This is a genomic window from Chlorobiota bacterium (genome assembly GCA_016710285.1).
In the GTDB taxonomy this organism is placed as follows: Bacteria; Bacteroidota; Ignavibacteria; order OLB7; family OLB7; genus OLB7.
In genome coordinates this window covers 2,197,762-2,209,700 of sequence record JADJXR010000001.1, presented here as the reverse complement: position 1 = coordinate 2,209,700, position 11,939 = coordinate 2,197,762, and the positions used below count along the sequence as shown (strand labels likewise).

Genomic DNA, 11,939 nt, shown 5'->3' with positions numbered 1-11,939 from the left:
GTTATTTCCATTGCTTAAAACTTGAAACTTAGCCCCACCGTTGGGATGATTGGGAAAAGGGTCGTCCGCTTGATTTCCACCTTCACCGTCTCCTTCCCCGTTGCCGGGTCGTAGTCATACTTGCGGTCAATGTATTGGGAGAAAACGTTGCGCCGATTGTAGGCGTTATAGACGTTCAGCGACAACGTGAACGGCAAATTGAACCAGGAGAATTTGTGCGAGAAGTTCAAATCCAGCTTGTGGAATGCCGGGATGCGATAACCGTTCCGCTCGCTGTAATCGGATTGGGTGAAGGAATAGCTGCCGGGGTTGCTTGCCTCCTGAAGCACGTACTGCCCGGTGGGCATTGTCACCGCTTGCCCGGTGCCGTACACCCATGTTGCCCCAAGCTCCCACGACTCACCCAAACGGTACGTTAGCACCACCGAAACATCATGCCGGCGGTCGTGGCGGGGGTAGAACGTGCGGCCACGATTCAGTTCCGGGAAGGTCCGTTTGGTCCAGGCCAGCGTGTAGCCAATCCATCCAGTGAATGCCCCAAGCTGCTTGTTCAAAAACACCTCCACCCCGTACGCCTCTCCGGATCCAACCGTGAACGAGCTTTCCAACGGAACGTCCAGCGAGAACGATGCTGTGTCGCGGTATTCCAACAGGTTCTCCATCTTCTTGTAGTATCCCTCCACCGTCAGCAGATACTCCTTATCGAACAACGTTGACTCAATCCCGGCGCTGATCTGCATCGCCTCGGCCGGTTTGATTGATGCGGTGGAGGGGAACCAGATGTCGGTGGGAAGGGTGATGTCGTTTCGGGAAATCAAATGGAGGAATTGATTCCCCATCGAGAAGGCCCCTTTGGCCGTCACCTGCTCGGTCAATGCGTATGCCAGCGAGGCACGCGGCTCCACCCGGAAATACTCCCCGCTGTTGAAGTAGTACAGCCGCGCCCCGATGTTCGCGTTCAGCCGCGGGGTGATGCTCCATTCATCCTGGGCGTAGAATGCGGCATCAAGGGCGTTGATGATGGTGGGGTTCCGGTCAATTTTTGCGAAGTCTCCAAGCTCGGCACTGGCATCGGCGCGGAAACGATGCTGCGTCACCTCGACCCCGGTTTTCACGATGTGATCTTCCGTGGCAAACCACTGCCCTTCGGCGCGAAGCATCAGGTCCCGCACGCCGCTCAGCGATTTGAACGCGTCCGATTGTACCGACCCAGTGTTCCGGTTTTCGAATAGTGAGGAGAATTGATAGTTGGTGTAGATCGCCGAGAAATTGGTGAAGAACGTCGGCGAAACGATATGCGCCCAACGGAGGTTTGCGGTGGCGTTCCCCCACGTGATGTCGAAGATGTCCTCCTCGCTTGGGGGGCTGCCAATCACGTCGTTCCCGAAGTAACCGCTCACGTACAAGTGGTCGCTCTCCGACAACCGATAATTGATCTTGCCGTTCAGGTCGTAGAAGTAGTAGCCCGGGACCTCATCGGCATCTGGCAACGCCAGCAGCATCACATCCCAGTAGAACCGGCGGCCCGACACCATGAACGTGATATCCTCACCGATTGGCCCCTCCACCGTCAGGCGTGAGTTCAGCAAACTGACGCCGCCGCTGCCGCTGATTTTCTCCTTTGTCCCCTCGCGCATCGTCAAGTCAATCACGCTGGAAAGCCGCCCGCCATACTCGGCCGGGAATCCCCCTTTTATCACCTTCAGGTTCCGAATGGCATCGGAGTTGAAGGTGCTAAGGAAGCCGCCAAGGTGGCTGGGGTTATAGACGATAACGCCATCCAACAAAATCAAATTTTGATCGGGCGAACCGCCCCGAACGTACAGCCCGCTGCTGATCTCACTCCCCGATTTTATCCCGGGAAGCAGTTGCAACATCCGCATGATGTCCGGCTCGCCCCCCAGCGATGGAAGCTGCTGCGACAGCCCCGGGTCCAGCGTCACCGTGCCGATGGATGCCTCGCCAACGGAGTTCCGTTGTTCGGTGACAACAATCTCGCGGCTGCTGACATCTTTTGGCTGCAAGCAGATATCAATGCGGAGATCGGTGGCGGTGGCGGCGGTCAGATTGAGCTGGCAGGTTTGGTTGGAATCGGGCTGGTTGCCGATGCTTGGCGGACCGCCGTCGGGGATCACCAGCAAGTGGTTGCGCGGCTGGGACCCAATGCTCCGCACAGTAAACCGGTATCGCCCGGGCGGGACGTTGGGGATGGAGTAAAATCCGAATCGGTTGGAAATCCCGCCACGGGCCGGGCGGACCGAATCCCCTTCACGGAACAGCGCGATGGTGGCCCCGGTAATCGCCTCGCCACTCCCCGCTTCGGTTACGGAACCGGAAATGGTCCTGGGAGTTTGAGCCGAAAGCAGCAGGGGAAAAAGGGCGAACAGCAGCAGGGAAACCCGCAGCATTTGAATCGTTGAAATAGGCATAGCAAATAATGTTCTGAACGGTGCACCGGCCAAGAAATACCGCCGGAGTGGGGGGGATGTTACACTCCCCCAACATTGATACCAATCACCGGAACAAGATAGCCCCATCCGTAGTTGATAGCATATGCCAAACGAACCACGTAGCAGAAATCCCAGCGGGCTGCGCAGAAACAAGAAAACTGCTGGGATAGATGCTGCGCCCCCGTTTCCTTCTATCCTTCCACACAAACAAATTGTACTGTTGTCGTTCTTACTCAAAACTGTTATCGGTGGCGGATACCTTAAGGCTGTGCCATTGTTCTTTAGCCATTGAACATAACTGACCACACAAGTATCACAACCATGCGCAACGCTACCAAGCCACGGCTTATCGCCATTCTGCTTGCTTTTTTGGGGATTGCCCCGTTCCTACCCGCACAACAGCCGATGGTGGACATCAACGGCCACATGGGGATTGGGACACTTTCGCCTGACCCTGCGGCGATTCTGGACCTGACCTCCACCACCGCCGGGCTGCTTGTTCCGCGGATGACCACCGCCCAACGGGACGCAATCCCAGCCCCCCCAAACGGGCTGCTGATCTTCAACACGGATCTGAATTCTTTCCAGCATTACGTCGGGCCGCCAACATCGGCCTGGACCACCATCGTCACCGATTTCAACTTGGGTGGCGTTGTCTGGAAACTTTCGGGGAACGGAGGAACCACCGCCGGAACCCATTTTTTAGGGACCACCGACAATCAACCCTTTGAAATCCATGTTGATGAAGCCGGATACACCGCAAGCCCAACATCGGGGCGCGGGCGGGCGATGCGGTTCGAACCAACCAGCACTTCGCCAAACATCATCGCCGGGCACCACACCAACAGCGTTGCCAGCGGGCTTTTTGCTGCGGTAATCGGGGGCGGGGGGGCCAACGGGTTTAGCAACAGCATCAGCGGGGCGGGGAATTACGCCGTGGTGAATGGCGGGTTGGACAACATTGCCTCGGGTATCGGAACCGCGATTGGTGGTGGGGTCGCCAACCGGGCATCGGGGGCTTGGAGTGTGATTGATGGCGGAAGCAACGACACCACATCCGGAAGTTTTGCAGCCGTTGGTGGTGGCGTGTTCAACCATGCCAGCCAAGACTATGCCGTTGTTGGAGGTGGCATAACGAATAAAGCCTTCGGAGGCGCTTCCACGATTGGTGGTGGCCAGGAGAACCTTGCTTCGGCAATCTTCTCCACCGTTGGCGGCGGCTTCCGCGACACCGCATCTGGCAACGGAGCCACCGTTGGCGGCGGGCGCGGAAACGTTGCTTCCGGGTTCAGCGCAACCGTTGCTGGCGGGCGGCGCAACGTTGCTGCTGGCGATTACTCAGCAATTGCTGGCGGGTACCAGGACACCGCAACCGGCCAACTTTCCGTCATCGTTGGCGGGGCAAACAATGGCGTGTGGGCCAATCAATCGGGGATCATTTCTGGTGAACTCAATGCCATTTATGGAGAGCGCTCCTTCATTGGTGTTGGCCTGAGCGACACCATCACTGGTAATCTGAGCGTGATTGCTGGCGGATTTAGCAACAGAGTAACCGCCGATTACGCTGTGATTGGGGGCGGCCGGGGGAACCTTGCTTCAGCAACCTACGCCACCGTTGGCGGCGGCCTCTTCGACACCGCATCTGGCAACGGAGCCACCGTTGGCGGTGGGCGCGGGAACGTTGCTTCAGGGCTTGGCGCAACTGTTGCTGGCGGGCGGCGCAACGTTGCTGCTGGCGATTTTTCCACAATCGGCGGCGGCTTCCAGGACACCGCAACCGGCCAACTTTCCGTCATCGTTGGCGGGGCAAACAATGGCGTGTGGGCCAATCAATCGGGGATCATTTCTGGTGAACTCAATGCCATTTATGGAACGCGCTCCTTCATTGGTGTTGGCCTGCGCGATACCATCACTGGTAATCTGAGCGTGATTGCTGGCGGGGTTGATAACAGAGTAACCGCCGATTACGCTGTGATTGGGGGCGGCCGGGGGAACCTTGCTTCAGCAACCTACGCCACCGTTGGCGGCGGCCTCTTCGACACCGCATCTGGCAACGGAGCCACCGTTGGCGGTGGGCGCGGAAACGTTGCTTCAGGGCTTGGCGCAACTGTTGCTGGCGGGCGGCGCAACGTTGCTGCTGGCGATTTTTCCGCAATCGGCGGCGGCTTCCAGGACACTGCGGTTGGGCATTACTCGGTAATTGCCGGCGGCCTGAACAACGATATAACCGGCAATTTTTCGGCCATTGCTGGCGGGCAAGAGCTTAGGCTTGGGGGGAACAGTTTTGGGTTCAACGGAACCACAGCCGCACTTGGCACCGATCTTACCGCGTTCGCCGGGCTTGCCTTCTTTGGCAACACCGACCTCTGGATTGGCAACGACGACAACGCCGCGCGTGGGGTGCGGTTCATCGAGCCAAACACCGACCTTGATTACTCCAGCGCGAACTACTCCGCCTTCCGGGCGCAAGCTCAAACGGCGGACATCACCTACACACTTCCCGCCGCGCTTCCCCCCGCCGCAAGCAACGTCACCCCCGATCTTGGCAGCGGAATTCTGCAAACCGACAACGCCGGAAGCCTGCAATGGCGGCAGATTGCCACCACCACCGCAGCCCTGAATTTTGTGGCCACCCCTGCCGGAAGTTTTGCCGACCTTACCCTAACCGTGAACGGCGCACGCAGCGGCGACGCGGTGACGCTGGGGATACCGGACGCGGCAATGACGATTGGGAACGTCCACTTCAGCGGGTGGGTGTCGGCCAACAACACCGTTACCGTGCGGTTCCACAACAACACCGGCGCGGCGCAATCGGTGAACCAAACGTTCGGGATTGTGGTGATGAAACCGTAATCGGGGAATTGGCCGGGGAGTGGAAAAAGGGGATCGCAACTACCAACAAGCCCTGCTCCGATTCTGTGATCGGGGCAGGGCTTGCTTGCAAGATCGCGCTTTGGCGGAATTACCAACGCGGCTTAATGGTGATGATGCCCCCCTTCGCCATGAGCATGGCCGTGGGCGATTTCCTCGGGGGTGGCTTCGCGGAAGCCAAGGACCTCAACGTCGAACGTCAGGTCCTGCCCGGCCAGCGGGTGGTTTCCATCCATGACCACTGTGTCGCCATCAATCTCCGTGACAACCATCACCGGAGCGTCTTCGGCGGCTTGGAACATATCGCCGATGTTGAGTTCGCCGGGCGGCAATTGCTCGCGGGAGACTTGGATCACCCAATCGTCATGGTATTCCCCAAACCCTTCCTCGGCCGGAACCACCACGCGCCGTTTCTCCCCCTCCCCCATCTCCGAAAGCACCGGTTCCAGCCCGGGGATCACTTGCCCCTGCCCTTCTAAAATTGCCAATGGCTCGCTTCCAACCGAGCTGTAAATTTCTTGCCCATCTTCGGCAGTCATGGTGTAGTGAAACGTGATCACGCGTGGTGTCATTGCAGTGTTCGATAAATGTAGTTGATGAATCGCGGCTTGTGCAACCAGCACTCCGCACCGCCACAACGGTGTTCGATCTGGTTGAACCACTGGCAAGCCACGAATTGTTCCCAATATGCCGAAAACTCCCGTTGGATCATCTTGCCAACCCTTCTATTTTTGTCACGCATCTTCCCGATGCCGGAAGCTGGCCACCGCGGCCGGCTTCACGTTATTCCAATACTGATCGAACGGTGCCCCGGCAACGCGCTGGGGAGAATAGGGAATGCCGTGCGTTCCCCCCGCTGCTGCGGCAATCGCAGCAACCACATACAGGCGGGGAACAATTCGGCAGCGGTTGCGCCGCTGTGACGGGCGACGCTCCTTTCCACACCACAAACCACTGCTCCATTGCGGAGCGGGAAGGCCGGAAAGGAAGCGAATGACCCCGAAGCCAGAAGACCTGCCGTCCGATCCTCATCAACGGCCCACGCGGGCCAACCCCTGCGCCAACAGGGGCGATGAGGAGATGACCTTTGCCGCAACGCCGTTGCTTCCGCACGATTCGGAAGCCTTGCAACCGCCGCACCGTCGTTTCCCCATCCACACATTTTGATCGCCACCGATTTGGCATCGGAGGCACCATCCATGTGAGGTTCCATGACGTTCTTTACAACCCATTCCCGTTCTTCCAACCGCGCCGGGTTGCTCCGGCGTGCCCTGCTTCTTGCCGTTGCGGGGCTTGCGGTGGCGTGTGCCGGGACCACGCTTCGCGCCCAGGTCCAGCACGTCAATGTTGGAAAAGGGCCGGCATTCCTGTTTGCCGACACCGCGCGCAATCGCGTCCACCTGATCTCCGCCGGGGTGGATGCCAACTTCAACGGAGTGCTGGACCAGGGCGATGCCGCGCCAACCTGGTCCGTGATTGATGGAGCCACCCGCCGCGTGGTGGACTCCGCAACGTTCGACGCACTGCTGAACTCCTACCCCGTCCGCGTTGGGGTGAACCTTGCCGCCGGCGAACTCTATCTGCCCCTGGGCGGAAAGGTCCAGGCCTTCGACGTGCAAACCCTGGCCCACAAACGCGACGTAAGCACAATCCCCGCCGCTGCCGTCTCGTTCGACCCCCTCAGCAACATCCTGTACCTTACCACCCGCGACCCCGGATTCACCGCGCCAGGAATGGTGATTGCCGTGGACCCAGCAACTGGAACAGTGTTGGGGGAGATGGAAACCGGGGTGAATCCAGGAATGGTTGCCAGCATTTTCGACCCAAAAATTTCTGCGCCGGGCTATTTCATCTTGAATGAAGGAGCCTTCGGGAAAGGGAACGGATCGGTCACCTACTCGGCGGGAAATCCCGACATCTACAACGCCGTGAATGGTGAGAAGATTGGCGGCGGCGCAAACTTCATTGCCACGCGTGGCGAGCACGCCTACGTGGTGCTTGGCGGAACCCACCAGGTACGCATCATCAACACGCTGACCCACCGTGACGTTGCCCCATCCCCCATTTCCACCCTCACCTCCGGCTTCGATAGCCCGCGCGCCCTTGCCTTCCAGGGGGATAGCCTTCTGATTGTTGCCACCTACGGAAACGACGTTCGCCGTTTTGAGATAGCCACCGGAACCCTGCGCGACAGCATCAAGCTACCGGGGAAAGTGGAGTCGGTGGTGGTGCGCGATTCGCTTCTGTTTGCGGCAATCAAATACTCCGCAGGGACCTACAATCCCGACTCCCTTGTGGCCGTGGTGAACCTTAACAGCGGGGAAGTGGTGGATACGATTGTGGTTGGCCGCGACCCAGGATTGCTGCTGGTGGATAAGCGGGGCGACGTTCACGCAATCGGCTACGGAACCGGACCCGCCGACCGCTGGTGGACGGCCATTGATGGGATCACGCGCCAAGTGAAATGGACCCGCAGCTTGCGCGGGGCAATGGGCTTCCCGCTCCGTGCCGCCTACGATTCCGAGCGCGACACGCTCTACCTTGCGTTGTCCGACACACTGCGCGGATTCCCGGCCGCTGGCAGCGAAGGGGAAGGGCGGGCAATCTACCATGATGCCACCGCCGCCGGGAATTTGGCCAACGTCACCGATGCGGGGAACTGGCTGCTGGTGCATGAGCTTGCCAAAGATTTCGCCCCCGGACCCACCTTTATTCATATCGTTGATAAACGCGACGGACACAAGGTTGGGCGGTTCCGCGCCGGCGATTTCTTGACAATGGCCACCCCGGTCCCCACCGACCGCGACGGCGCAACCCGCCTGTACGTGCTGAACGAAGGGGCCTTCGGCTCGCCAACATCCAGCATCACCCTGTTCGACTACAAAGCCAATGCGTTCGGGGATTTAGGGGATGGCGCAAACCACCTGCTTGCCAACGAGAACGCCGTGGCCGTCACCATGAACGGAACCCACGAGGTGCTGCTGCTGGACCCAACAACCTTCACCGTGCTGCGGCGCATCGCCACCGGGACATCATCGCTGGATGGCCCGCGGGAGACGCTCCTTCTGCCCAACGGCCAGCTGCTGGCCACCACCTACGCCGGCGACATCCGCCTGCTGAACAACGACACCGTGGAGGCCATCATCCCCGTTGGCGGAAAGGCCGAAGGGATCGCGATGCTGAACGATGAACTCTACGTGGCCAATGCCTACCTGAGCGGAACCTACAACGCCGATTCGCGGGTTGCGATGGTAAGCCTTGGAGTGCTTTCGGTGGAGCGGAGCGGCCAGGCCAGCGGAAGCGCCTCCCTCTCGGAAAGCGTCCCGAACCCGGTGCGGGACCACGCCACCATCCGCTTCAGCTTGCCGAACTCTGGAAATGTGCGGCTATCGGTGGTTGGTGTTGATGGTGCCCACATCGCCACGCTGGTGGATGAACCGATGGACTCCGGCGAGTACAGCGTGCGGATTGATGCCGGCTCCCTTGCCGCCGGGACCTACCTTTGCACGCTCCAATCGGGGGGCACGCTGCTGACCCAGATACTGAAGGTGGTCCGATGAACCACAAACCATCGCCACCGAACGCCTTGCCGTCGCGCTACTCCCCGCCTGCCCCGATTTTTCGGGGCGTGGCGGCGGGCCTCCGCCGGTTGTTTCTGCTGCTGGCGATGACGGCATCGGCAATTGCCCAGCACCATGCCGACACCGTGGTGATGTTCCGGCCCGGAACCGGGCCGGGCATTGGCCGCCAACCCGCCTACTTCCCCAACAACGTTCTTGGATTCCCCGACACCAGCGCCCGCCCAACCGTCCCTTCGGTGAACCCCGCGCAGATACTCTCGCTGGGATTGGGGGGTGAGATCGTCCTCGGGTTCCGCACCCCAATCGTGGACCGCGCCGGGGCCGATTTCACCGTGTTCGAGAACGCTTTCCACTACAATCTGGGGGGGAAGCAACGCACTTTTGCCGAGCCAGCAACGGTGGCCGTCAGCCGCGACGGGGTCAGCTTTGTGGAGTTCCCGTTCGATTCCGCCACGCTGGTTGGTTGCGCCGGAATCACCCCCACCGATGGCCGCGCCAACCCGCTGGACCCCGCGCAATCGGGGGGCGATCACTTCGATCTTTCCGATGTTGGAATGGACTCCGTCCGCTTCATCCGCCTTCGCGATGCGACGGCAATCGTGATCAACAATCCCAACCATCCTTTCTGGGACCCCACACTTACCAGCTTCGATCTTGATGCCGTGGTGGCAATCCACGCCGCCACCCCGAACGACACCAACATCACCGGCACGCCGCAGCCAGCCCTTGCCCTCCGTTTTGGAACCGGTGGGGAAGCCCGCGTGACGTTCGGCATTCGGCAGGAAGCGCACGTGCGGGTGGCAATCTGGAACCGGCTTGGCCAGCAGGTTCGCCAGCTTGCGGACCGCAGGCTGTCGGCGGGGGAGCATTCCATTTCCTTGGCCACCGATTCCCTTCCGTTGGGGGTCTGGTTTTTATCGCTGGAGGAAGAGGGGCGGATTGCCGCCACACTCCCATTTGCGGTGGCGCGGTGAGCAGGACGTTGCTGACGATATCAACCATTGCCGCAATGCTGCTTTCCGTTCCGGTGGCGGCCCAGCCGGACACGGCCGCCAAGCCGAACCGGCGCGACACCACACGCGTGGTGCGCGGGCGCGAAGTGGTGGTGGTGGAATCGTCCAGCATCCTGCTGCGCCAGGCACGCTCGGCCCAGCCGATGACGGTGGTGGACCGCTCCGAACTCGAAATGGCCAACGCCCGCGACCTTTCCGATGCCGTGGCCCTTTCCCCTGGGACCTCGGTCCGGCAGTATGGCGGGCAGGGGGGGCTTCGCACGGTGTCGGTGCGGGGAACTTCCGCGCAGCAAACTATTCTGCTGATTGATGGAGTTCGCTACGGAAGCAGTGCCGGCGATGCTTTCGACTTCAGCAACATCCCCGCCGCAACCATTGAGCAGGTGGAGGTGCTTCGCGGGGGGGACGCTGCCCGGTTTGGCGCGAACGCGCTTGGCGGCGTGGTGAACCTTATCACCAGCGCGGCGGGGGGAACGGCGGTGCGTGGCGGCGGGACAATCCATGTTGGATCGTTCGGCGATTTCGCGGCTGGCGGCGCGGTGCGTGGCGGGTTCGGGGGGAACCGTTTGGACGGGGCAATCCATTTCACACGGGCTTCCGGGGAGTATCCATTCAGCTACTCTGAGTTTGGAATTGAGAGAATCCGGCATCGCCACAATGCTGATTTTTCCAACCTGTTCGCCCGCGCCGGATGGTCCTTGTTGGAAGATGGGATGCGGTTGTCGGCCTCGGTTCACGGGTTCAGTTCGGAGCGGGGAACGCCAGGCGCAGTGGTGCAGGGAAGCCTTGAGCAATCGCAGGCGCGGCTGGCCGAAGGGGATTTGTTCGGGATTGCTGCGGCCTCCTTTTTCAACGCCGAATGGATGGGGACGATTGGGGGGACCGCACGCACCAACCAGCTACGCTACGACGACCCCGAATCGCGGTTGACCGGCCCGGCGGGGACGCACTCCCGATTCCAACGAACCGAAGGAAGCCTTACCGGGCGCGTGCGGCGGCAGTTCGGCAGCGATGGATCCGTGGAAGCCAGCATCGAGATGCACCAGGCCCAGCTGAACGGCAACAACCTGGACCCCTCGGTTGGCCAAAGCGTTGCCCGCCGCCAACTTAGCGCAGCCGTTGCCGCCGATTGGCTGATTGGGCCTCTTGTCGCCAATGATGAATTGCTTCTGCAAGCCGCACTCCGCGCCGATCTTTTCTCCGATGTTGGGAACGCGCTTAGCCCCTCGGTGGGGGTGAGTTATCGGCCAACGGATCTTCCGCTGCGGCTGCGGGTCCATGCCTCGGGGAACTTCCGCGCCCCCAGTTTTACCGAGCAGTATTACCTCAATTATGGCAACGCCAAGCTCCGCCCCGAACGCTCGGTCAGCGTAGATGCTGGGGTGCTGTATCAGTTTGGCGAACGCTTCCTTGCCGATGCAACGTTCTTCCAGATTGCAACCAGCGACTTGATCCTTTCGGTTCCCCGAAGCCCCGTCAGCTGGAGCGCGGCGAACGTTGGGCGCGCAACCACACGCGGCCTAGAGCTTGGCGCATCGGGGACGCTGTTGGATGGCCACCTTCGGCTGCGCCTTGCCTGGACCCAGATGAACGCCCAGGACCGCAGCGGCGGAGCATTCCACGGGAAGGAACTCCCATATTTGCCACGGCAGACGGCCAGCGGGTTTTGCCAAGCCGTGTTCGGCGCGGTGCGGTGCGGCCTTACGGCAAGCTATTCCAGCTACCGCTACTCGCTCCCCTCCAACTCCCCCGCATCAATCCTCCCTGGCTACTGGCTTGTTGGCGGGAATGTGGCCTACGATTTCGCGATTGCCGACGTGCCAACCGGCCTGCGGGCCGAGGTGCAAAACCTGTTCGGCACGGAGTATCACGTGGTCCGCAATTACCCAATGCCCGGGCGAAGTTTCCGGATTATCATGGAGTGCAAAATCCCGTGAGATGGAGGGTCGGGAAATTCCGCACGCGGCCCGGCTCAATCGCTTTCCTTCTCACAGATCAATTTCACAGATCAATCTCACAGTTCC

At 60.5% G+C, this 11,939-nt stretch carries 6 protein-coding genes and 1 riboswitch; of the genes, 4 read left to right on the top strand and 2 right to left on the bottom strand.

Going from position 1 to position 11,939, the window contains the following annotated elements:
• Nucleotides 1-14 precede the first annotated feature (14 nt).
• On the bottom strand, nucleotides 15-2,429 hold the full coding sequence (locus IPM61_07955) for a TonB-dependent receptor (GenBank protein ID MBK8911252.1): 2,415 nt from the start codon (nucleotides 2,427-2,429) through the stop codon (nucleotides 15-17).
• Nucleotides 2,430-2,771: 342 nt separating this feature from the next.
• On the opposite strand from IPM61_07955, the gene IPM61_07950 reads away from it, so the two are divergent.
• Nucleotides 2,772-5,303, top strand: coding sequence for a hypothetical protein (locus IPM61_07950; protein MBK8911251.1), 2,532 nt, complete (start codon nucleotides 2,772-2,774; stop codon nucleotides 5,301-5,303).
• A 122-nt stretch (nucleotides 5,304-5,425) separates the two neighbouring features.
• Here the strand turns inward: IPM61_07950 and IPM61_07945 are convergent, their stop codons facing one another.
• Nucleotides 5,426-5,893: an FKBP-type peptidyl-prolyl cis-trans isomerase gene (locus IPM61_07945; protein ID MBK8911250.1), complete on the bottom strand. Its 468-nt coding sequence runs from the start codon at nucleotides 5,891-5,893 to the stop codon at nucleotides 5,426-5,428.
• A gap of 214 nt (nucleotides 5,894-6,107) precedes the next feature.
• Nucleotides 6,108-6,358: riboswitch (cobalamin riboswitch) on the top strand.
• 174 nt (nucleotides 6,359-6,532) lie between these two features.
• On the opposite strand from IPM61_07945, the gene IPM61_07940 reads away from it, so the two are divergent.
• The 3 genes from IPM61_07940 to IPM61_07930 are packed head-to-tail and all read left to right on the top strand — an operon-like array spanning nucleotide 6,533 to nucleotide 11,852.
• Nucleotides 6,533-8,881, top strand: coding sequence for a T9SS type A sorting domain-containing protein (locus tag IPM61_07940; GenBank protein MBK8911249.1), 2,349 nt, complete (start codon nucleotides 6,533-6,535; stop codon nucleotides 8,879-8,881).
• Nucleotides 8,878-9,876, top strand: a complete 999-nt coding sequence (locus IPM61_07935) for a hypothetical protein (protein MBK8911248.1) — start codon at nucleotides 8,878-8,880, stop codon at nucleotides 9,874-9,876. Before IPM61_07940 ends, IPM61_07935 begins: the two co-directional genes overlap by 4 nt.
• 8 nt (nucleotides 9,877-9,884) lie before the next feature.
• Nucleotides 9,885-11,852, top strand: a complete 1,968-nt coding sequence (locus IPM61_07930) for a TonB-dependent receptor (GenBank protein MBK8911247.1) — start codon at nucleotides 9,885-9,887, stop codon at nucleotides 11,850-11,852.
• Nucleotides 11,853-11,939 lie beyond the last annotated feature (87 nt).

Coding starts and splice junctions, on each gene's coding strand:
- IPM61_07935 (MBK8911248.1), top strand. CDS start 8,878: ATGAACCACAAACCATCGCCACCGAACGCCTTGCCGTCGCGCTACTCC.
- IPM61_07945 (MBK8911250.1), bottom strand. CDS start 5,893: ATGACACCACGCGTGATCACGTTTCACTACACCATGACTGCCGAAGAT.
- IPM61_07955 (MBK8911252.1), bottom strand. CDS start 2,429: ATGCCTATTTCAACGATTCAAATGCTGCGGGTTTCCCTGCTGCTGTTC.
- IPM61_07950 (MBK8911251.1), top strand. CDS start 2,772: ATGCGCAACGCTACCAAGCCACGGCTTATCGCCATTCTGCTTGCTTTT.
- IPM61_07940 (MBK8911249.1), top strand. CDS start 6,533: ATGACGTTCTTTACAACCCATTCCCGTTCTTCCAACCGCGCCGGGTTG.